The organism is Streptomyces sp. NPDC016469, from assembly GCF_040632905.1.
Taxonomy (GTDB): domain Bacteria; phylum Actinomycetota; class Actinomycetes; order Streptomycetales; family Streptomycetaceae; genus Streptomyces.
In genome coordinates, this window is record NZ_JBEYCQ010000015.1 from 183045 (window position 1) to 204319 (window position 21275).

22 protein-coding genes and 2 pseudogenes are annotated in these 21275 nt (G+C 73.2%); 15 read left to right on the top strand and 9 right to left on the bottom strand.

Going from position 1 to position 21275, the window contains the following annotated elements; all coding sequences use genetic code 11:
• A partial coding sequence (locus tag ABZ565_RS19340) for a bacterial transcriptional activator domain-containing protein (RefSeq protein WP_361027949.1) occupies positions 1-2081 on the top strand: 2081 nt, incomplete at its 5' end.
• A 15-nt stretch (positions 2082-2096) separates the two neighbouring features.
• On the opposite strand, the gene ABZ565_RS19345 is transcribed toward ABZ565_RS19340, so the two are convergent.
• Both ABZ565_RS19345 and ABZ565_RS19350 read right to left on the bottom strand, forming a co-directional pair.
• On the bottom strand, positions 2097-3605 hold the full coding sequence (locus ABZ565_RS19345; protein ID WP_361027953.1) for a glycoside hydrolase family 43 protein: 1509 nt from the start codon (positions 3603-3605) through the stop codon (positions 2097-2099).
• Between the two features lie 140 nt (positions 3606-3745).
• Complete coding sequence (locus tag ABZ565_RS19350) at positions 3746-4528, bottom strand: SDR family oxidoreductase (protein WP_361027956.1); 783 nt, start codon at positions 4526-4528, stop codon at positions 3746-3748.
• Positions 4529-4744: 216 nt separating this feature from the next.
• Between ABZ565_RS19350 and ABZ565_RS19355 the strand changes: the two genes are divergently transcribed.
• Positions 4745-5332, top strand: a complete 588-nt coding sequence (locus ABZ565_RS19355; RefSeq protein WP_361027959.1) for a DUF2165 family protein — start codon at positions 4745-4747, stop codon at positions 5330-5332.
• A gap of 134 nt (positions 5333-5466) precedes the next feature.
• Positions 5467-6408 (top strand): UbiA family prenyltransferase, encoded by a 942-nt coding sequence (locus ABZ565_RS19360; protein ID WP_361027962.1) that lies wholly within the window; start codon positions 5467-5469, stop codon positions 6406-6408.
• A gap of 52 nt (positions 6409-6460) precedes the next feature.
• Here ABZ565_RS19360 and ABZ565_RS19365 read toward each other — a convergent pair whose 3' ends face one another.
• The 3 genes from ABZ565_RS19365 to ABZ565_RS19375 all read right to left on the bottom strand — a co-directional run bounded on the left by ABZ565_RS19365 (position 6461) and on the right by ABZ565_RS19375 (position 8672).
• Positions 6461-7138 (bottom strand): response regulator transcription factor, encoded by a 678-nt coding sequence (locus ABZ565_RS19365; protein WP_361027965.1) that lies wholly within the window; start codon positions 7136-7138, stop codon positions 6461-6463.
• The gene (locus ABZ565_RS19370; RefSeq protein ID WP_361027968.1) at positions 7135-8244 is read right to left on the bottom strand and encodes an ATP-binding protein; all 1110 of its coding nucleotides are present in this window, start codon (positions 8242-8244) and stop codon (positions 7135-7137) included. Before ABZ565_RS19370 ends, ABZ565_RS19365 begins: the two co-directional genes overlap by 4 nt.
• Before the next feature lie 113 nt (positions 8245-8357).
• Entirely contained in the window at positions 8358-8672 is a 315-nt protein-coding gene (locus ABZ565_RS19375; protein WP_361027971.1) for a hypothetical protein, read from the bottom strand.
• A 198-nt stretch (positions 8673-8870) separates the two neighbouring features.
• Between ABZ565_RS19375 and ABZ565_RS19380 the strand changes: the two genes are divergently transcribed.
• From ABZ565_RS19380 to ABZ565_RS19390, 3 genes are all read left to right on the top strand, one after another.
• Positions 8871-9470, top strand: coding sequence for a TetR family transcriptional regulator (locus ABZ565_RS19380; protein ID WP_361027974.1), 600 nt, complete (start codon positions 8871-8873; stop codon positions 9468-9470).
• 182 nt (positions 9471-9652) lie between these two features.
• On the top strand, positions 9653-10420 hold the full coding sequence (locus ABZ565_RS19385) for a response regulator transcription factor (protein WP_361027977.1): 768 nt from the start codon (positions 9653-9655) through the stop codon (positions 10418-10420).
• A 5-nt stretch (positions 10421-10425) separates the two neighbouring features.
• A complete protein-coding gene (locus ABZ565_RS19390) occupies positions 10426-11244 on the top strand; it encodes an HAD-IB family hydrolase (protein WP_361028029.1) in 819 nt (272 codons plus the stop codon).
• Here ABZ565_RS19390 and ABZ565_RS19395 read toward each other — a convergent pair.
• Positions 11213-11875: a 4'-phosphopantetheinyl transferase superfamily protein gene (locus tag ABZ565_RS19395; RefSeq protein WP_361027980.1), complete on the bottom strand. Its 663-nt coding sequence runs from the start codon at positions 11873-11875 to the stop codon at positions 11213-11215. The two genes, ABZ565_RS19390 and ABZ565_RS19395, sit on opposite strands and share 32 nt — an antisense overlap.
• A 281-nt stretch (positions 11876-12156) precedes the next feature.
• Between ABZ565_RS19395 and ABZ565_RS19400 the strand changes: the two genes are divergently transcribed.
• From ABZ565_RS19400 to ABZ565_RS19435, 8 genes are read left to right on the top strand one after another with little or no spacing between them, the layout of a single operon-like run.
• Positions 12157-13500: a fatty acid--CoA ligase family protein gene (locus tag ABZ565_RS19400; RefSeq protein ID WP_361027983.1), complete on the top strand. Its 1344-nt coding sequence runs from the start codon at positions 12157-12159 to the stop codon at positions 13498-13500.
• On the top strand, positions 13497-14255 hold the full coding sequence (locus ABZ565_RS19405) for an SDR family oxidoreductase (protein WP_361027986.1): 759 nt from the start codon (positions 13497-13499) through the stop codon (positions 14253-14255). Before ABZ565_RS19400 ends, ABZ565_RS19405 begins: the two co-directional genes overlap by 4 nt.
• Complete coding sequence (locus ABZ565_RS19410; RefSeq protein ID WP_361027989.1) at positions 14249-14530, top strand: phosphopantetheine-binding protein; 282 nt, start codon at positions 14249-14251, stop codon at positions 14528-14530. The genes ABZ565_RS19405 and ABZ565_RS19410 overlap by 7 nt, the downstream gene beginning before the upstream one ends.
• A 46-nt stretch (positions 14531-14576) precedes the next feature.
• Entirely contained in the window at positions 14577-15341 is a 765-nt protein-coding gene (locus ABZ565_RS19415) for an AfsA-related hotdog domain-containing protein (protein ID WP_361027992.1), read from the top strand.
• A 34-nt stretch (positions 15342-15375) separates the two neighbouring features.
• Positions 15376-15684: a YciI family protein gene (locus ABZ565_RS19420; protein ID WP_361027995.1), complete on the top strand. Its 309-nt coding sequence runs from the start codon at positions 15376-15378 to the stop codon at positions 15682-15684.
• Positions 15681-17216, top strand: coding sequence for an FAD-dependent oxidoreductase (locus tag ABZ565_RS19425; protein WP_361027998.1), 1536 nt, complete (start codon positions 15681-15683; stop codon positions 17214-17216). Before ABZ565_RS19420 ends, ABZ565_RS19425 begins: the two co-directional genes overlap by 4 nt.
• Before the next feature lie 22 nt (positions 17217-17238).
• Positions 17239-18843 (top strand): acyl-CoA carboxylase subunit beta, encoded by a 1605-nt coding sequence (locus tag ABZ565_RS19430; RefSeq protein WP_361028001.1) that lies wholly within the window; start codon positions 17239-17241, stop codon positions 18841-18843.
• On the top strand, positions 18840-19049 hold the full coding sequence (locus ABZ565_RS19435; protein ID WP_361028004.1) for an acyl-CoA carboxylase subunit epsilon: 210 nt from the start codon (positions 18840-18842) through the stop codon (positions 19047-19049). The genes ABZ565_RS19430 and ABZ565_RS19435 overlap by 4 nt, the downstream gene beginning before the upstream one ends.
• Positions 19050-19085: 36 nt before the next feature.
• Here the strand turns inward: ABZ565_RS19435 and ABZ565_RS19440 are convergent.
• From ABZ565_RS19440 to ABZ565_RS19450, 3 genes and pseudogenes are all read right to left on the bottom strand, one after another.
• A pseudogene (locus ABZ565_RS19440) lies at positions 19086-19214 on the bottom strand (pentapeptide repeat-containing protein); the annotation flags it as partial.
• Positions 19174-19815 (bottom strand): response regulator transcription factor, encoded by a 642-nt coding sequence (locus tag ABZ565_RS19445; protein WP_361028007.1) that lies wholly within the window; start codon positions 19813-19815, stop codon positions 19174-19176. The pseudogene ABZ565_RS19440 and the gene ABZ565_RS19445, both read right to left, overlap by 41 nt.
• Positions 19816-19817: 2 nt before the next feature.
• Entirely contained in the window at positions 19818-21101 is a 1284-nt protein-coding gene (locus ABZ565_RS19450) for a sensor domain-containing protein (protein ID WP_361028011.1), read from the bottom strand.
• A gap of 79 nt (positions 21102-21180) precedes the next feature.
• Here ABZ565_RS19450 and ABZ565_RS19455 point away from each other — a divergent pair.
• Positions 21181-21275 (top strand): annotated as a pseudogene (locus tag ABZ565_RS19455) (ABC transporter ATP-binding protein); the annotation flags it as partial.

Below are 21275 nucleotides of genomic sequence, written 5' to 3' on the forward strand. Positions count from 1 at the left end.
CGGCCGAGTCGGCCAAGCCCGCGCCCGCCGAGTCGGCGAAGCCGACGCCCGGGCAGGAGAAGCCCGAGACGGCCGGGCCCGCCGGCACCGCCTCCGGCGACGAGGACTCCGGGTTCTCCGCCCGTACCGGCGCCGGAATCGGCGCCCTGCTCGCCGCCGGGGTCCTCGGCGTCCTCGGTACCCGCCGCATCGTGCAGCAGCGTCGTCGGCGCCCCCGGCGCCGCATCGCGTTGCCCGAGGGTGATGCGGCCGTGCTGGAGAGGGACATGCGGGCGGCCTCGGCGGACGTGCCGGAGGGTCTCGACCTGCTGGACCGCGCCCTGCGCACCCTCTCCGCCGAGTTGGCGCGCGAGGGCACCGCGCTGCCGCAGCTGGACGCCGTCGTCGTCACACCGGACGGGGCCGCGCTCCACCTCTGCGAACCGGCCGCCCCCGTGGCGCCGTTCGTGCCCGTGGTGAGCGGGGACGAGATCTGGTGGTGCCCGAAGGACTCGGGGGCGCTGCTGCCGGCCGAGGGGGCGTCGGCGACGGCACTCCCGTATCCGGCGCTGATCAGCCTGGGCACCAGCTTCGAAGGGTTCCCGGTCCTGGTCGACCTGGAGCGGATCGGGATGCTCCGGCTCGACGGCGAGACGGAGGACGTACGGTCCGTGCTGCTGGCGCTGGCCGTGGAGCTGGCCTCCGACTCGCTGCACGCCGAGCACACGGTCCGGCTGGTCGGCTTCGGCGAGGAGCTGAAGACGGCGTTCCCGGGCCGCGTCGTGCACCACGCGACCCTGGCCTCCGCCGTCACCGGCCTCCGGAGCCACGACGAGGCGCAGCGGCGGGCGCTGGCCGAGAGCGGGGCGGAGAGCCTGCGCGAGGCGCGGCTCCTGGGCACCGGGGCGGACGCCTGGGCGCCGCAGATCGTGCTGTGCGCCCTTCCGCTGACCGGCTCGGACCCGAGCGCGCTCGACCTGCTCGAACTGACGGCGGCACAGCCGCGCACCTCGCTGGCCGCCGTGACGAGCGCGGACGCCGAGCTCGGACTGCCGGAGACCTGGAGCGTCGACGCCGCGCCCGGCGTCGTCGTCACGATCCCGGAGACGGACCTCGAAGTGATGCTGCAACGCCTCGAACCCGCCCAGTACGCGGCCCTGCTGGAACTGATGGCGGTCACCGAGCGGCCCATGGACGAGCCGACGCCCACCTGGGCCCGGCCGCACGACCCACGACTCACGCTCGCCGTCATGGCCGCCCCGGAACCGGAGGCCGCCGGGAAGGACGGGAACCCGATGCACGCCGTCCCCGTGGAGGAAACGATCACCGCTCCGGCACCGGCGCCCGCCCACCCGTACATCCGGGTGCTCGGGCCCGTCGAGATGGAATCGGCCGAGGGCCCCGTCGAGTCCAACCGCCGTGGCCGGCTGACCGAGATGGCCGCCTGGCTCGTTCTGCACCCGGGCCTGGAGCACCGGGCCCTGGACGAGGCGATCTGGCCGGGCCGCGAGGTCGGGCACTCGCTGCGCAACTCCAACGTGAGCAAGCTGCGCGCCTGGATGGGCGGCCAGTCCTACCTGCCGTTCGTGACGGACGGGCGGTACGCCTTCGCCCCGTACGTGCGGTGCGACTGGCTGGACTTCCAGGAGCTGTACCAGGAGGGCATGCACGCCCGGGGCACCGCCGCCGACACCGCGCTGGCGCGGGCGCTGTCGCTGGTCCGGGGCACCCCGTTCGCGGGGACCAACCCGCGCAACTACCTCTGGGCGGACACCATGTTCCACGACATCGTGTCGTCGGTCGTGGACGTCGCCCACGAACTGGCGGAGCGGTGTCTGGCGGCCGGAGACCTCACCGGCGCGGTCGCGGCGGCCGCCCGCGGCCTGGTCGCGTCCCCGGAGAGCGAACTGCTCACCCGGGACCTCTTCCGGGCGCACGCGGCTCGCGGCGACCGGGCCGCCGTCATCGAGGCGGCGGACCGGCTCAACCGGCTCAACGAGGAGCTGGGGACCGACGCGGAGGACGAGACGATCGACCTGCTCCGGGACATCCTGAAGGCCCTCCCCGACGCCCCGGCACCGGCCACCACCTCGGCCGCCTGACCCGGACGGAAGGCCCTAGCCGTCCAGCGGCTCGTACGCGAACCAGTCGAAGTGGACCGTGCCGCTCGCCGCGTACAGGCCGATCACGCGGCCCGTGAAGCCGCCGGTCACCTCCGTGGAGAGGTAGCGCCCGTCGAGGGAGCCGAGCACGGTGAACGTGCCGTCCGGCTCCTCGACGCCCAGGGACACCGTGTCCGGACCCGTGCACGGGTCGAGCGGGGCCCGGGTGGGCACGATGTCGATCCCGAGCACCACCGGTCCGGCGGGCGCCGGGCGGGAGGCGACCACCGTGCGGAGCGGGCCGATCCGGGCGATGAGCCGGATCTCGCCGCCGCCCGCCTCGACCGCGTAGTGGTGCGCCTCGTCGAGCCGGACCGCGAGCCCGCCGTGGCCGTCCGCCGCGTCCGCCAGCGTGCGCGCCCGGCACGCCAGGTGCTGCTGGCGGCGGCCGGTGAACACCGCGTCCGGGTCGTCCAGGGTGCCGCCCCGCCCGTGCAGGGTGAGCCAGCCGGGGCGCTCCTTCGTCCCGGCCCGCCCGGCGGTCGAGCGGCGCGGCGAGATCCAGTACGGGCGCGGCTCGGCCAGGTCGAAGTCGTCCCGGGCCGGGGCGGCGGAGGCGGGTACCAACGGCCAGGGCGGCGCGGGGAGTTCGGTGGAGACCTCGCCGACGACGGGCCAGCCGTCCACCCAGGTCACCGGGGCGAGGAAGGTCTCCCGGCCGAGGACGTGCCAGCCGGGGGTGCCGCCGCCCGGCCGCACGCCGAGGAGCACCAGCCACCAGGTGCCGTCCGGCCCCTGCACCAGGTCGCCGTGGCCGGTGTTCTGGACGGGGTGCTCGCGGCCCCGGTGGGTGAGGACCGGGTTGTCCGGGCAGGGCTCGAACGGCCCTGCGGGCGAGGGGCCGCGCGCGACGGAGACGGCGTGCCCGCGCTCGGTGCCGCCCTCGGCGATCAGGAGGTACCAGTGGTCACCGATCCGGTAGAGGTGCGGGGCCTCCGGCGCCTTCGCCCCGGGCGCCCCGGACCAGATGCGGCGCGGTTCGCCGAAGGTCTCGCCGGTGTGCGGGTCGATGCGGACCTGGGAGACCCCGGCCACGGTGCACCAGCAGGTGCCGTCCTCGTCCCAGGCCAGGTCCGGGTCGATGCCGGGCACGCCGGGCAGCGGGACCGGGTCGGACCAGGGGCCGGCCGGGTCGGTGGTGGTGAACAGCAGGTTGCCCACCTCGACATTGGTGACGACGAGCCAGAACCGGCCGTCGTGGTGCCGGAGCGTCGGCGCGTAGATGCCGCCGGAGGCCCGGGTCCCCGGGGTCAGGTGGAGCTGCTCGGGCCGGTCGAGGACGTTGCCGATCTGCGTCCATTGGACCAGGTCGCGGCTGTGGAAGAGCGGGATGCCCGGGAAGTACTCGAAGCTGGAACACGCCAGGTAGTAGTCGTCGCCCACGCGGCAGACGCTGGGGTCGGGGTGGAACCCGGGGATCACCGGGTTGCTGACGGTCGTGCCCGTCTGGTCTCGGACTGGCATGGCATCCGTTCCTGTGCGTCGCGCGAGGGCCGCCGTGGTGGCGACGAGGCGCCCGAGTCGAAGCGCTTCGATAACGGGGCGATCCTCGCCACCATCGGGGCGCGCGTCAAGGGATCGGGGCCGGTCCGGCGGAGCCGGCCCTACGCGGCTCCGCCGTTGCTCTTGAGGAGCTGGCCGTTGACCCACTGGCCCTGCGGGGAACAGAGGAAGTCCACCAGGTGGGCGGTGTCCTGCGGGGTGCCGAGCCGGCCCAGCGGGGTGCCCAGGCGCAGCTCCTCCGCCAGCTCCTCGCTCATCCACCCGGTGTCCACGGGCCCCGGGTTGATCACGTTGGCGGTGACCCCGAGGTGCGCCAGTTCGCGCGCGGCGGCCAGGGTGATGCGGTCAAGGGCGCCCTTGCTGGCCCCGTACGGCAGGTTGCCGACGGTGTGGTCGCTGGTGAGCGCGACGATCCGGCCCGTCCCGGCGGGGGCGCGGAAGCGCAGCGCGTACTCCCGGATCAGCAGCCAGGTGGCGCGCGCGTTCACCGCGAAGTGGCGGTCGAAACTCGCGAGGGTGGTGTCGAGGAGCCCGGAGTCCACCGATTCGGCGTGGCTCAGCACCAGCGCGGTGACCGGCCCGATCCGCCGCTCCGCCTCGTCGAAGACGCGGGCGGGGGCGTCCGGGTCGATCAGGTCCGCCTCGATCGCGGCGGTGCGGGCGCCGTGCGCGGTGAGCGACGCCTCGATGGCCGCGGTCGCGCCGCGCTCCTCGCCCCAGCTCATGCGCCGGTCGTAGGGCGTCCAGTAGGTGAACGCGATGTCCCATCCGGAGGCGGCGAGCTGACGCGCGATCCCGGCGCCGATGCCGACCGTGCGGCCGGCACCGGTGATCAGCACGAGGGGGCGGGGCGGGACGGCGGGCGGCGTTTCGGTGGTGGTCACGGGGTCCGATCCTGCTCGACAACCCCGGCCCCGGCAAGGGGATGCGGGGGCGCACCCCTGGCCGGTGGAGGAGCCCGTACGGGCAGTGCGTACGGGCAGGTCCACGGGCCATGCCGGCCGGGCAGCCCGAAGAGGGAGCTGCCGGGACGGCGGCGGGACCGGCAGCCTGAAGCCATCGCACGGTTCCCCTCCCCTTCTGCTCCGAGGAGTCTCCCCATGGCACTGACCGCCGACCGGCCCACCGCGACGACGGACACGACGGGCCGGCGGGCCACCGGCCGGCCGGACCTCGCCGTCCGCTCCCGGCTGGCCGCGCTCAACGCGTTCCTGATGAGCGGGCTCACCCTGTGGCTGGGCCTCGTCACCCTCAACAACCTCAACGACTTCGGCACCAACAAGGCGCTCATCGGCTCGATGCTCACCATGCGCGACCTGGTGAAGGACCCGATACGGGGCAACGGCCTGGAGTGGCGCGCGATGCCCGAGTCGATGGCCACCCCCGCGCTGATCGGCGTCATCGTCTACGAGCTGCTGATCGTGGCCCTGCTGGCCCGGGCGGCGTACGGCCTGTGGCGCAGGGCGCGCGGCCTGGAGACGGGGATCGTCGTGACGCAGCGCGCCAACATCGCGCTGGGCGCCTTCGCCGGGCTCTTCCTGCTGTTCCTCTCGGGCGGCATGTTCTTCGGCTACTGGATCTACATCGGGGCCGCCCAGCAGGTCCACTTCACCGGCCTCATCATCGGCCTGCTCGCCGCCCTGCTGGTCAACCTGCCCTCGGTGACCGGCGCCCAGCAAGAGCGCTGACCCACCGTCAACTCCCTAGTGCTCACTGCCCCGTCGGCGGTCCTTCCGATACGGCCCCTTCCCCAAAAGGGGTATCGGAACGCCCGCCGATGGGGCATGTGGGTGTCCGGGGCCCGTCATTAATGTCCCTGGCCATGGGGGCATACACCGCACAGATCAATTCCGGGACACCGACTTCCACCCTGCGGATCGCAGGTGCGGCACGCGCCGCCGTCCTCTTCCTCGAAGAGGCGCGCGTCAGTGTGCAGATCGTCTTTCTGATGCGTTTCCTGGCCGCAGCCGCGGTCACCGCCGGGGGCGGGCTCGCGGGGGCGGGGCCCGAGCTGATCGCCCCGGCGGTCAGCTGGGTCCTGGCGACCCTCTTCACGTACGGCATCAACGGGGTGTCGGACGTCCAGGAGGACCGGCTGAACCGGACCGGGCGGCCGATCGCCCGGGGCGACCTCTCGCCGGCGGCGGCCGCCCGGCTGACCTGGCTCTCCGCCGCCGGTTCCGTCGTCACCGCGCTGGCCTGCAACAACGTCCTACTGATCACGTTCGTGCTGGCGTTCCTCTTCCTCGGTTACGCCTACTCGGCGCCACCCTTCCAGCTCAAGCGCAGCGCGGCCGGCACTTCGGGGTCCGTCCTGCTGATGGGCCTGCTGACCTACGCGGCGGGCTGGACGGCGGCGGGGGAGGGCCGGCCGCCGGGCGCGTTGCTGGTGCTGGCCGCCGCGATGTCGCTGTGGATGTGCGTGGTGGGCGCCGTGACCAAGGACTTCTCGCACGTCCGGGGCGACGCCGCGGCCGGCCGCCGTACCTCGGTGACCGCCTGGGGTGACACCACCGCCCGGCTGGTGGGCGGGGCCGGCGCCCTCCTGACCGGCGGGGGCTTCCTGGCCGCCGCACTGACCGGCTGGGCGGCCCTGCTGGGCCCGGCGGCCGCGGTCCTGGCGGGCGGGGCCCTGGTGGTGGCGGTGCTCTGCTACTCCACGCGGGGCGACGCGGCCCGGGGCCGTACCCCGTACCGCGCCTTCATGGTGACGCAGCACCTGGTCCATCTCACCCTGTTCGCGGGGCTGTTCGTCACCGCCTGACCCGGCCGCCCACCCGCCCCGCACACCCCGAGGTGTGCGGGGCCGAGCCGTTTCAGAAGCGGCGGCGGGGCGGTTCGGGCTGGGGAAGCAGGCCGCGTTCCACGGCCTTGTTCACGGCGTCGATCCGGGAGACCGCGTCGAGCTTGGTGAAGATGTTCCGCATGTGCCGCTTGATGGTTCCCTCGGCGATGCCGAGCTTCACCGCGATCTGACGGTTGCTCATGGCCTGGGCCACCAGGGCCAGTACCTCGGCCTCGCGCTCGGAGAGGCCGCCCGCGCCGTCGGGCGCGGGCTGCGGGGCGCGCAGGCTGTCGGGCGAGACCGAGACGGTCACGGTGCGCAGCTCGCCGCCCTCGCGGGAGCGGACGGCGGAGATCAGGGTCTCGCGGCCGGTGCTCTTGTGCAGGTAGCCGCTGATGCCGAGCTGCAGCAGCTCCTGCACCAGCTGCTGCCCGTCGTACATGCTCAGCACGATGATCCGCAGCCCGGGATCGCCCTGGAGCAGCCGCCGGACGGTGGCCGGGGGGTCGTTGCGGGGCATCTCGATGTCGAGCAGGACGACATCGGGGCGGTGCGCGGCGGCGAGCCGGATCGCGTCCTCGCCGTTTCCGGCCTGGGCGACGATCTCGAAGCCGGGCTCGGAGCGCAGCAGGTCGCACAGGGCCTCGCGCAGCAGCGTGTGGTCGTCGGCGACGAGGATGCGTACGGATTCGGGGGAGGTCTCGTTCATCGGAGGGCCCGGTCCTCCTTGATCGGTATCCACATGGTGACGTGCGTGCCCCGGCCGGCCGATGAGCCGATGTGGAGCGTGCCGCCGAGCAGGTCGGTGCGTTCCTGGAGGCCGGTGAGGCCGTTGGTGCGGCCCCCGGCGAGGACCTTTTCCACATCGAAGCCGAGGCCGTCGTCGATGATCTCGCTCTGGATCTCGTGCGGGGCGATGTCGATGTGGACGACGATGTTGCCGGCCTCCGCGTGCCGGAAGGCGTTGCGCAGGCACTCGCGGACCATGACGAACACCTCCTCCGCCACGGGCGCCGGAATCCACTCGTCCAGGCCCCGCACCCACAGCTGTACGGGGACGCCCTCGTCCCCCATGGAGGCGACGAAGTCGGCGAGCGCCGCCTCCAGACAGCCCGTGATGGCGGGGCGGCGCAGTTCGGTGACCAGTTCCCGGGTGTGGGCCAGGGTCTCCAGGATGGCGTCCTGGGCGGCCCGCACCTCCTTGGGCACGTCGGCGTTCTGCCGGGTCACCTGGAGCTCGTACAGCTCCAGCTGGCGCATGGCGAGGCTGAGGGAGTTGCCGATCTGGTCGTGGATCTCGCGGGCCAGCTTGCGGTGGCCCTTGTCGTGCACCTCGCGGACCCGGGCGAGCATGAACGAGTCGTACGCGATGGAGCCGACCTCCAGGCGCCTGCCGATGCCCTGCTGCAGGGCCCGGATGGCCGCCGCGTAGGCCCGGTCGGCGCCCTCGACGCCCGCGGTGCACTCCAGCAGGCGTTCCAGGACGGTGTCGAAGAGGATCACCCCGGCCCGCACGGAGTGCGTGAGGTGGACGCCCTGCTGGACCCGGGCGCTGCCGAGGTCGACGACCTCGGCGATATGGCTGTCGGAGACCTCGGTCAGGCCGGCCTCCAGGCTGTCGGCGCAGTCACGGAAGACCCGGCGGCCCTGTAACTCGCACTGCGCCCACACCTCGTCGTCGGCGGCGAGCGGGCTGCTGATCCCGCGGAGCCGGGCGTGGTAGAGGGCGATGACCTCGTCCTCGTACGCCCTGAAGCGTTGTACGGGCGGGCCGCCCTGGCGGCTGCCGAGGCGGCTCTGCGCCGGTTCTCTCATCACGCTCTCCTCCCCCGGGGCTCAACTGCTTCTCTAGCGCTGAACCGGTGCAGGATAAGCCGATTTGCGGACTGCGTGGCGGTGATGGCTGGAATCAGCCATTGCCGCGCGCCTCAGCCGCGGCGGCGCAGGACGGCCGCGCGGACCTTCAGGAGGTTCGGCACCAGCGTGTAGACGACCGCCGGTACGACGATCCCGGTGATCACCAGGGTGCGCAGGAGCATCGGGAAGCCCTTGACGTACGGGCCGACCAGCAGCTGCACCACGGTCAGGGCGGAGAACACCGCGATCCAGGTGAGCAGTGCACGCATGTGTACGGAGGGCAGTGCGGCCGGCTGCGCGGGGGCGGCGGAGTGGGGCTGATTCCGGTCGGCGGCGGAAGCGGCGGAGACGGCGGAAGCGGCGGCGGGGCGGGCGACGGTGGTCATGAGGAGTCCCATCCAGGTTGGTGTGCGGTGCGTACGGAAGGCGGTACGGCGGTGCGGTGTGGCGCTGTCGCTGGTCCTGTCCTGGGGCCTGGGCGGTGGTGCTGCCCTCGGCGACGTGTTCCACTCTGCCAACCAACTAGTTGGATGTCAACCATCCAGTTGGTTGGCATCTGCGGTGAGCCGTTCTACGCTGGTGGCATGACCTCGGACACGACCCACACCAAGGAACGGCTCCTCGCTGCGGCGAAGGAGGAATTCGCAGCTCACGGCATTGCCGGAGCGCGCGTCGACCGCATCGCGGAGCTGGCCGGCGTGAACAAGGAACGGATCTACGGCTACTTCGGCAACAAGCAGAAGCTGTTCGACGCCGTCGTGGGACGTGCGCTGGACGAGCTGGCCGCGGCCGTCCCGCTCAAGGGCGGCGACGACCCCGCCGAGTACGTGGGCCGGGTGTACGACTTCCACCGCGACAACCCGGTCCTCGTCCGGCTCTTCTTCTGGGAGGGCCTGCACTACCGCGACGGCGTCCTGCCCAACGAGGAGGGCCGCCGCGGCCACTACGAGGAGAAGATCGCCGCCCTCGCGGAGAGCTTCGGCACCGAGGCGTCACCGCAGGTCGCGGCCTGTCTACTGAGCCTCATCGGGCTCGCCGCCTGGCCCAACGCGGTGCCGCAGCTGGCCCGGCTGATCATCGGCCCCGACGCGGAGGCGGCCGGCGGACTCGACCTGCGCGCCCATGTCGTGGCCTTCGCCCGCCAGGCCCTCGCCGACGTCCCGCTCGCGGCCCCGGCGGCCTGAAGCGGCCCCCGCCCCCGTCCTCCCGGCAGCCGGGTACCCCCGAGGTATCCGGCTACTACTTTCGGTCCGCGGCCACCCGGACTAGGAGGCAGTGACGGCCTCCGCGGCCCTTCGCGCGTCTAGCGTTCCTTGCATACGGGTGGCCCCAGCGGTCACCGACAAGGACCCCTGGGGGTAAGGGCATGTCGCAGAACCGCGCGGCTCTAGCAGTCGCCGCCTCTTCGCCGGTACGCACCAACTCGCCGCAGCTGATCCCGCAGCAGGCGACCCACGTCATCCTCTCCGTCCGCGACGACCTTCAGCGCTACGGCCTGGAGCGCATGCTCGGTGCCGTGGACACAGTCGGGACCTGCCGCGCCTTCCCGGAGCTGTCGGCGGCCGTGGACGCGGTCGGCGACCCGGGGACCGATGTGCTGCTCATCGTCCCGGAGCCGGCCGACCTGGACGGCGACTCCGTGCTGCACCGCGTCGCCGCTTACGGGGTGCGCGTGCTCCTGCTCCTGCCTGACACCCGGTCCTTCGACCTCGACCGGGTCGCCTCGGTGGCGGGCGCCTCGCTGCTGTTCTCCGACGGCCTCGACGCGGCGGCCCTCGGCGAGGTGCTCGGCGCGATGCGGGCAGGCGAGGCGCGCATACCGGCCGCCCTGACCCGGCCCCTCCTCGAACTCGCCGGGCGCGGCGCCCGGGAGGTCCCGGCCGCGCCCCGGCTCACCCCGCGCGAGCGCGAGGCCCTGACGCTCGTCGTGGACGGGCTCAGCAACAAGCAGATCGGGCGCCGGCTGCGGATCTCCGAGCACGGCGCGAAGCGGCTGGTCGCCAACATCCTGGCCAAGCTCAACTGCCCCAACCGCACGCTCGCCGCCGCCCGCGCCCTGCGCGAGGGGCTGTGCGGTCCCGCCCCGCAGGCCGTCGCCCACGCGCCGGCCTCCCCCTACGGAACCGGCTGGTGAACGACATGACGAACCCCGCGCACGGCGCCACCCGCGCCGCCTTCTTCGACGTCGACGAGACGCTGATCAACACCAAGAGCATGTTCGACTTCCTGCGGTTCTGGATGGCCCGCCACGGCGACGACGGCTCCGGCCACGCCGCCGTGATGGCCGGCGTCCGCGAGGCCGCCGGCTCCGGGGTCCACCGCTCGGAGATCAACCGCCGCTACTACCGCCGGTTCGCCGGGGTCCCGATGGACGAGCTGCGCACCGCCGGGCGGGAGTGGTACGAGGAGTACCGGCGCGGGCCCGCCGCCGTCACCGTCGCCACCTGGGCGGCCGCGAGCCGCCACCGGGAGGCGGGGGACCTGGTGGTGCTGGTCTCCGGCTCGTTCCGGGGCTGCCTGGACCCGCTCGCCGAGGACCTGGGGGCCGACCTCATCCTCTGCTCGGAGCCCGTGGTGGGCCCCGACGGGCTGCTCACCGGCGAGGTGGAGCGCCCGATGATCGGCTCGGTGAAGGCCGACGCGGTCCGCGAGACCATCGCCCGACTCGGCCTGGACGCCGCCGAGTCCCACTGTTACGGGGACCACGCGAGCGACCTGGACATGCTCCTCGCGGTCGGCCGCCCCGTGGTCGTCGGCGGCACGGACCGGGTCCTGATGGAGCACGCCCAGCGGCTGGACTGGCCCGTCCTCCCGTCGGCCCCGGGCCAGCTGCGCACGGCGGGCGCCTGGGCGGCGGCGGAGCTGACGGGCCTCGCGGACCGGGGCGCGCTCACCGCCCCCGCCGCAGCCCTCACCGCCCCCGCCCTCACCGCCCCCGCCGGAGCGCGATCGCGGTGAGCACGAGCCCCTCGCGCACCGCCCAGTGGCCGGTGAACCAGCCCAGGCGGGCGCCGTCCACCACGGGCCCCGGCACCATCAGCCGGGCCCGGAAGGTGCCCGCCTCCGGGTCGAACGCGAGCCGGGCGTCCCGGAAGCCGAGCCAGCGGCCGGTGAGCGGGAACCACGCCTTGTAGACGGTCTCCTTCGCGCTGAACATCACGGTGGGCCAGTGCACTTCGGGCCTGGCCCGGGCCAGCTCGGCCAGGTGCTCGCGCTCGGCCTCCACGGAGATGTGCCGCACCATCCGCTCCTCCAGGGGCGCGTGGCACTCCGCGTCGATCCCCACGCTGTGGAACCGGTCGCTGCGGGTCAGCGCCGCCGCCCGGTAGCCGTCGCAGTGGGTCATGCTGCCGGTCACCCCGGCCGGCCAGCGCGGTTCGCCCTTGGCGCCCGGGAGGACCGGGGCGGGGGCGACCCCGAGCGCCGACATGGCCCGGCGGGCGCAGTGCCGGGTGGTGGTGAACTCCCGGCGCCGCTGCTCCACGCACTTCGCGAGCAACGGCTCCTCCTCCGGGAGGACATGGGCCCCGGGAAGGTCGGCGGTGGTGTCGGCGCAGGCGACGGCGGGCGGCAGGATCTGCTGGATCACTTCTGCTCCTGGGGGCAACGCGCCGGAGAACCGGCGCACCGGGGCCGGCCGGATTCGGCGGCCCGCTGCCATCCCAGGACAGGTCACGGCAGTCGTGCGTTACGCCTCCGAGCATGCGCCCGTCGATGCCTCTTCCGCTACATGCCCTTTCGGCTACCCCGTACCCCTGCCCGAATGGCCGCCCCGTACGAGGGCTCATAAAAGCCATATTGAGCGACGAATTACCCCGGGCTAGCTTCGAGTCATCGAAATACGAAACGAATTCACCCCAGGAGAAAACGATGCCCCATCCCTTTCTGACCCGACTGGAATCCTTCCGGGATTCCGAGGCCGTGGCCTTCGAGGGCCGCAGTTACCGCTACGACGACCTGCTGAGGCTCGTGGACGAATGGCGCGGCTTCCTCGACCGCCACCAGGTCCGCGCCGGCGAGGTCGTCACGCTGGAGGGGGCGTACTCCCCGCAGGCGTGCGCCGGTCTGCTGGCGCTCATCGAGCGCGGGGTCGTCGTCGTCCCGCTCACCGTCCTGCCCGCCGCCAAGCGCGCCGAGTTCCTGGACGTGGCCGAGGTCGAGGTCGTCGTCCAGGTGGACGAGGGCGGCGTGCACCGCTGCGAGCGCACCGGCCGCCGCGCGGACCACGCCCTCTACGGCGAGCTGCGGGACGCGGGCCGGCCCGGCCTGGTGCTGTTCAGCTCGGGCACGACCGGCCGCAGCAAGGCGTCCGTGCTCGACTTCGACAAGGTCCTCGCCCGCTACGGCGAGCCGACGCGCCCCTCGCGCATCCTGTCCTTCCTGAGCCTGGACCACATCGGCGGCGTCAACACCCTGCTGCACACGCTCAGTCAGGGCGGCACCGTGGTGACCGTCGCCGAGCGCACCCCGGAGGCCGTCTTCGCGGCGATCGCCGAGCACCGGGTGCAGATCCTGCCGACCACGCCCACCTTCCTCAACATGGTGCTGATCTCCGGCGCCCACGAGCGGTACGCCACCGACTCGCTGAAGCTCGTCACGTACGGCACCGAGCCCATGCCGCTCCAGACGCTGCGCCGACTCGGCGAGGCGCTGCCGGGCGTACGGCTCAAGCAGACGTACGGGCTGTCCGAGCTGGGCATCCTGCCGACCCGGTCGCGCGGCGACGACACCCTGTGGGTGAAGCTCGGCTCGGCCGGCTTCGAGCACCGGATCATCGACAACATCCTGTGGATCCGCTCCGAGATGGCCATGCTCGGGTACCTCAACGCGCCCGCGCCCTTCGATGACGAGGGGTTCTTCAACACCCAGGACGTGGTCGAGGTCGACGGCGACTGGGTGCGCATCCTGGGCCGCAACTCCGAGATCATCAACGTCGGCGGCGAGAAGGTCTACCCCAGCGAGGTCGAGAGCGTCCTGCTGGAGGTCGACAACATCGCGGAGGCCACCGTCAGCGGCCGCCCGAGCCCGGTCACCGGCATGGTCGTCAAGGCCACCGTGCAGCTGGTCGAGGACGAGGACCGGCGCTCCGTCACGCGCAGGGTGCGCGAGTACTGCGGCCGGCGCCTGGAGGCGTACAAGGTGCCGGTGCTCGTGGAGGTCTCCGCCGCCCCGCAGCACTCGGAGCGGTACAAGAAGATCCGGAGCGCGGCGTGAGCGCCGGGCAGCCCTCGGAGATCCCCGCGCAGGACCGCGTCGCCCTCGTCAGCGGCGGCAGCCGCGGGCTCGGCCGGCTCCTGGTCGAGCGGCTGCTCGGCGAGGGGTGGCGGGTCGCGACCTTCAGCCGGTCCGCCAACGACTTCGTCAAGGACCTCCAGGCGGAGCGGGGCGACCGCTTCCTCTGGGAGGCCGCCGACCTCGGGGACCCGGACGCGCTGCGCGGGGTCGTCCGCACGGTCGTGCGCCGCTTCGGCCGGGTCGATCTGCTCGTCAACAACGCGGCCGTGCTCCACCAGGAACTCTTCCTCACCACGTCCCGCAAGCAGACCGAGACGCTGATCGCGAGCAATCTGCTCGCCCCGATCACCCTCGCCCAGGCGTGCGCCCGCGCGATGACGCGCCAGGGCGGCGGCCAGATCCTCAACATCTCGTCCATCAACGCCATCCGCGGCTACCGGGGCGTGGCGGTCTACGCCGCCACCAAGGCCGGTCTCGACGGATTCAGCCGCAGCCTGGCCCGGGAACTCGGGGCCTTCAACATCCGGGTGAATTCGCTGGTGCCCGGATTCTTCGACAGTGACATGACCGAGGAAGTCACCGAGAGGAACCGGGAACGCATTCAGCGCCGCACCCCGCTCGGCCGGCTCGGCACCATGAACGAAATAGCCGACGCCGTTCTGTATCTCATCTCGCCCGCCTCTTCATTCATCACCGGACAGTCGATCGTCGTAGACGGAGGAATCACATGCTGATCGCAGCCGACATCACCGCCCTGGTCCACCAGGAGATCAACGCCCTGCTCGCGGAGGCCGGTCGCCCCACGCACCCCACGCTCACCGGCACCGAGTTCCTGCACGAGCTGGGGCTCAACTCCCTGCTGCTGGCCCGCCTCGTCATCCAGCTGGAGATGGAGCTCGGCGTCGACCCCTTCGAGGAGGAGTACGTCATCTCCGACGTCCGTACGGTCGGCGCCCTGTCCGACGCCTACGTCCGCACCGTCGAGCAGCTGGCGGCCACCGCCGTCTGACGCCCCGCCCCGCTCCGTACCAGCCCCACATCCTGGAGGGATCGACATGCCGCACGAAGCACTCATCGCCGTCGGGGACCGTTTCGAGGACTTCCTCGCCAACCGGGGGACCGTCCCGGTCTCCGAGCTGATCGCCCGGCTGCGCGCCGGTGAGCTGACCGAGAGCCTGTCGGTGAGCATCGGCCAGGGCCTCAGCGCCGGCCAGCTCGCCGAGGTACGCGCTCTGGCCGAGGCGCACGGACCGGCCGTCTCGCTGGGCAAGGGCGGGGTCCCGGAACCCGCCGACCAGCGGCTCACCCACAAGCACGACGCGAAGAACGTCCTGATCGGCCCGGTCGGCCAGACCGGCGAGAAGCGCTTCGTCGCCGACCTCGTCATCGACGAGCGCGTCGAGGTCCTGGAGGACCACCTCACCGGGCAGCACATCCCGGCCATCACCCTGCTGGAGGCGGCCCGCCAGATGTGGACGGTGGTCACCGAGCAGTTCTTCGTCACCGGCCCCGAGAAGACCCGCTTCGTGATCGGCTCGGTCAACTCCGAGTTCCACAGCTTCGTCTTCCCGCTGCCCGCGACCGTCCAGTACGAGCTGCTGGAACACACCCGCGGTCCGGTCGGCTCGGTCTTCCGGTGCCGGATCGGCTTCCACCACGGCGAGAAGCTCGCCAGCGCGGTCGAGGCCGAGTACCGGGTCATCCCCGAGCGGTTCTCCGTCAAGCAGGAGAAGCTCGCCGCCCGCCAGGCCGTCGTCAGCGAACTGACCCGGCTCCGCGAGCAGTCGGCCCCCGCGGTCAGCGCCGAACGCGCCGCCTGAGCGGCCCCGTCACGACGAACGGAAGGAGAAGGACATGCTGTGGGCGATCCACTGCCTCGACGCGCCCGGGAGCGCGGAGCTGCGCGCCGCCCAGCGCCCGGCCCACTCGGCGCGGCTGCGGGAGGCGAACGTACGGCCCGTGCTGTACGGGCCGTTGACGGCCGCCGACGGGACCACCGCGGTCGGCAGCCTGATCGTGGTCGAGGCCGGCACCCGGGAGGAGGCGGAGGAGTTCGCCACCGGTGACCCGTTCGCAGTCTCCGGGGTGTGGGCGCGCATCGACGTCCAGGCGTTCGTGCCCTCGGAGCGGTCCCCGGTCCGGATCGGGGCAGGCACGCCGTGAAGGTCCGCCGGCTCCCGCCCGGGGTGGACGGCCGGGACTTCACCCGGGCCCTGGCCGCCTTCCGGGTGGCCCTGGGCCCGCGGTGGGTCCTGACCGAGGGCGCGGTCGGCCTCCCCGGCTACGCCGACCCCCAGCCCGTCCTGGACGAGCCCCACTTCGGCGCGTCCGCCGCCCTGATGCCCGCCACCGTCGAGGACGTCCGGGCGGTGGTGCGGATCGCCGGGGCGTTCGGGGTGCCGCTCTCACCGGTGCTGCCGGGCCGCGACCCCGGCTTCGGCGGCCCGGCACCCCGGCTCCCGGGGGCGGTCGCCGTCGACCTCGCCCGGATGAACCGGGTGGTCGAGGTGGACCCGGCGGGCGGCTACGCGGTCGTGGAACCCGGGGTCACCTTCCACGACCTGGCGGGGCGCATCGGCGAACTCGGCCTGGACCAGCGGGTGGACCTCGAAGGCCCGCGCTGGGGCAGCGTCCTCGGCGAGGTCCTGGAGCGCTCCACCGGCGGCCCTGGCTACGAGGGCGCCGACGCGGCCCCGTACGGCATGGAGGTCGTGCTCGCCGACGGCGACGTGGTGCGCACCGGGACCGCCGCCCTGACCGGCCCCGGCTCCTGGGCGCCGTTCGGCTGCGGGCCGGCCCTCGGCGCGCTCTTCGCCCGGTCCGCGTTCGGGATCGTCACCAAGCTCGGGGTGCGGCTGCGCCCCGAACCGGCGGCGCGGCGGGCCTACGCGGTCGCCGTCCCGGCGGAGGACGGCCTCGGGCCCCTGGTCGACGCCGTGCGCCCGCTGCTGCGGGACCGCACCGTCACCGGGACGCCGACCGTCCGCAGCGTGCTCCTCGACGCGGCGGCGGCCGGCAGCCGCGCCACGTACCACCGGGGCACCGGCCCGCTCCCCGACCGCGTCGTCCGCACGCTGATGGCGGACCTCGGGATCGGCCGCTGGAACCTGTACGGGGAACTGGCCGGGGCGCCCGCCGTGATCGACGCCCAGTGGTCGGTGATCCGGGACGCGCTCGCCGCCGTCCCCGGCGCCCGGTTCTCCCGCACCGAGGCGGCCGGGGACGGGGCGGGACACGTGCGGCCGGCGGACGAGGCCGACGGCTGGCTGCCGTACGCGGGCCGGCTCGACCTCACGCCCGTGTCGCCGGTGACCGGCGCGGACGCCCTCGCGCAGTACGGGCTGGCCCGCGACCACGCCCACGCGTACGGCAAGGACTACCTGGGCGCCTTCGCGGTCGGGGCGCGGGCCCTGCACCACCGGGTCACCACCGTCTTCGACACGCGGGACGCGGACGACCGGGCGCGGGCCCTGGCGCTGTGCGAGGCGCTGGTCCGGGCTGCCGCGGCGGCGGGTTACGGCGTCCAGCGCGCCCATCCCGCGCTGATGGACCGGGTCGCCGCGACCTACGGCTTCAACGACCACGCCGTGCGCAGGCTCGGCGAACGCATCAAGGACGCACTCGACGCGGAGGGCGTTCTCGCCCCCGGCAAGCACGGCATCTGGCCGCGCCGCTACCGCGGCCTCGGCCTCTGACCCAGCGATAGGGAGTCGAACCGTGGAAACCCAGACACTGGCCGAGCTGGAGGAGGAGTTCGCGGCGCCCGCCGCGGTGCTCTCGCTCCGCACCCGTACCGCCGAACTGAACGGCCTGCACGCCACCGTGGCCGCCGGGGACGCGGCCGCCACCGAACGCCAGCACGCCAAGGGCAAGCTCACCGCCCGCGAGCGCATCGAGCTGCTGCTCGACCCGGGCACCTTCCAGGAGGTCGAGCAGCTGCGCAGGCACCGCGCGACCGGCTTCGGCCTGGAGGACCGGCGCCCGCACACCGACGGCGTCGTCGGCGGCTGGGGCACCGTCGAGGGCCGCACGGTCTTCGTCTACGCCCACGACTTCCGGATCTTCGGCGGGGCGCTCGGCGAGGCGCACGCCGCGAAGATCCACAAGGTGATGGACCTGGCCCTCGCGGCCGGAGCCCCGCTCGTCTCGCTCAACGACGGGGCCGGGGCCCGCATCCAGGAAGGTGTCACCGCGCTCGCCGGCTACGGCGGCATCTTCCAGCGCAACACCCGTGCCTCCGGGGTGATCCCGCAGATCAGCGTCATGCTCGGCCCGTGCGCGGGCGGCGCCGCCTACTCGCCGGCGCTCACCGACTTCGTGTTCATGGTCCGCGAGACCTCCCAGATGTTCATCACCGGGCCCGACGTCATCCAGGCCGTCACCGGCGAGCAGGTCACCCAGAACGGCCTGGGCGGCGCCGACGTCCACGCGGGCACCTCGGGCGTCGCGCACTTCGCGTACGACGACGAGGAGACCTGCCTGGACGAGGTCCGCCACCTGATCACCCTGCTTCCGGCCAACAGCACCGAGGAACCGCCCGCCGCGCCCTGCGACGACCCGGCCGACCGCCCCGGCGACACCCTGCTCGACCTGGTCCCGGCCGACCCGCAACGCCCTTACGACATGCGCCGTGTGGTGGAGGAGCTGCTGGACGACGGCGACCTGCTGGAGGTGCAGGAGCACTGGGCCGGCAACGTCATCTGCGCGCTCGGCCGGATCGACGGGCGCACGGTCGGCGTCGTCGCCAACCAGCCCATGGTGCTGGCCGGGGTGCTCGACATCCACGCCTCCGAGAAGGCCGCCCGCTTCGTGCAGCTCTGCGACGCCTTCAACATCCCGCTCGTCACGCTGGTCGACGTGCCCGGCTTCCTGCCCGGCGTCGACCAGGAGCACGGCGGCATCATCCGGCACGGCGCGAAGCTGCTGTACGCGTACTGCAACGCGACCGTGCCCCGCATCCAGGTCATCCTGCGCAAGGCGTACGGCGGTGCGTACATCGTCATGGACTCCCGGTCCATCGGCACGGACCTCTCCTACGCCTGGCCCGCCAACGAGATCGCGGTCATGGGGGCGGAGGGCGCGGCCAACGTCGTCTTCCGCCGGCAGATCGCCGCGTCCGACGACCCGGAGGCCACCCGGCGGCAGCTGGTCAAGAAGTACAAGGCGGAGCTGATGCACCCGTATTACGCGGCCGAGCGCGGCCTCGTGGACGACGTCATCGACCCCGCGCACACCCGGGCCGTCCTCGCGGCCGGTCTCGCCATGCTCCGGACCAAGACGGTGGCCCTGCCCCACCGCAAGCACGGGAACCAGCCGGCATGACCATCCGCCTCCTGTCCGGAGACCCCACGCCCGAGGAACTGGCCGCCGTCCTCACCGTCCTGCACACCCTGGCCTCCCACCGCGCGGCCGACCTCCCGGCCGATGCCGTCCGCCCGGCCCCGTGGTCCCGCGCGGGCCGCCGCGTTCGCCCCGGTGGCGGGAACGAGGCCGGCTGGGCCCGCCGGGCCGGAGGGGTCAGCCCCTGAGACGTCAGCCCCTGAGGCGCCAGCCCCTGAGACGTCAGCCCCTGAGACGTCAGCCCCTGAGACGTCAGCTTGCGAGATGTCAGCCTCCGAGACGTCAGCCCCCGAGACGTCAGCTTGCGAGATGTCAGCCCCTGAGATAGGCGAGGACCGCGAGCACCCGGCGATTGGTGGTGTCGTCCAGCGACAGGTCCAGCTTGGCGAGGATGGAGCCGAAGTGCTTGCTCACCGTGCCCTCGCTCACCGAAAGGGCCTCCGCGACCGAGGTGTTGGACCTGCCCTCCGCCATCAGGGCCAGCACCTCCAGCTCGCGCGCGGTCAGCCGGGACAGCGGGTCCCGGCGGTGCCGGATCAGCTGCCGGACCACCTCCGGGTCCACCACGGTGTCCCCGGCGGCGACCCGGGCGAGGGCGTCCACGAACTCCTCGACGTGACCGATGCGTTCCTTGAGGAGATAGCCGACACCCCGCCCGTCCGCCGAGTCGAGCAGATCCTCCGCGTAGGCGCGCTGTACGTACTGGCTGAGGACGAGCACCGGCAACCGGGGCTGCTTCCGCCTGAGTTCGAGCGCCGCGCGCAGGCCCTCGTCGGAGAAGCCGGGCGGCATGCGGACATCGGTCACCACGATGTCCGGGCCGTGCTCGGCGACGGCCGCGATCAGCTCCTCCGCCGTGCCCGCACCCGCCACCACCTGGTGGCCGAACCGTTCGAGGAGGCCGACGAGACCTTCGCGCAGGAGCACGCTGTCCTCGGCCAGTACGATCCGCACGCTCAGGGCCTCTCGCTCGCGGCCGGTACGGGGACTTCCAGGCGGAACACCGTGGGCCCGCCGGGGGGACTGGACAGTACCAAACGGCCGTCGAGCACCGAGAGACGGTCGGCCACCCCCTGGAGCCCCGTCCCGTGGCCCGCCGACGCGCCGCCCCGCCCGTCGTCCGCCACCTCCACCACCAGCTGGCCGCGCCCCACCTGCCCGGACACCCGGACGTGTGTCGCGCCACTGTGCTTCGCCGCGTTCGCCAGCGCCTCGCACACCGCGAAGTACACCCCGCTCTCCACAGCCCCCGGCAACCGCTCCGGCAGCTCCAGGTCCACGTCGACCGGTACTACCGAGCGGTCCGCGACGTCCTCCACGGCCGCGCCGAGCCCCCGGTCGGTGAGGACCTGGGGGTGGATGCCCCGGATCAGCTCCCGGATCTCCACCAGCGCGGTGTCCGCCTCGCCGTGCGCCTTCGCCAGCAGCCCGGCCAGGGGCTCGGCGGGTCCCTCCAGACGGGCCAGGCCGAGCGTCATCGACAGGGCGACCAGACGCTGCTGCGCCCCGTCGTGCAGATCGCGTTCGATGCGCCGCCGCTCCGCCTCGAAGGCGTCCACCAGCCGGCTGCGCGAGCGGTCCAGCTCCCGCAGCCGCGCCGCAGCCCCGGAGTCCGCGAGCAGCGCCCGGGTCAGCGTCGCGCGCCAGGCCGCCAGTACCCCCAGCGGATACGCGAACACCGGGAGCAGCACCAGGCCCGCGAGCAGCGCCCCGAACGCGGGCGGATAGGAGTGGACGAGCCACAGCTTCAGCACCCGGACCTCCTCGCCGCCGCTCACGGCCAGCACCACGGGCGTCGCTATCAGGCCGCCGCACACCGTGAGCGCCGTCCCCACGGTCACGGCTTCCAGCGGCCACAGAACGACCGCGGTGAGCAGCGCGTACGCCAGCTCCCGCCAGGTCGCCCGCTCCCGCAGCCGGGTCCGCAGCCAGGCGGCCGGCCCGGTGCCGTCCGGTTCGGCGTGGACCGGGGCGAGCGGGCAGGGGTCGACGAGCCGCAGTCTGCGGCGCTCCAGGGCGGCGAGCGGGATCCCGGAGAGGGCCAGGGTGAGCAGGAGCGGGAGGCCGACGAGGACCACGGCGAGCGCGCCGCCCGCGACCGCGAGCAGCAGGAGGACGGTGAGCGTCAGGACGCCGGTGAGCGCGCCGGTCAGGAGGTAGAGCGCCGCCCGCCACGGCCAGGAGCCGCGCACGTACCGCCGCTGCCACAGGGCCTGTTGGAGACCGGGGGAGGAGGACATGCGGAAACGGTAGGCGGCGCGCGCGGACCCGGACCACCCAGCGGTTTCCACTTCTGAGGTGGAGCTACCTCCACCTCAGTCCTCCCACGTCATGGACGAGGCCGAGCGCTGCCACCGCCTCCTCCTCATGCGCGAGGGCGAGATCCTCGCCGACGACACCCCGGACGCCCTGCG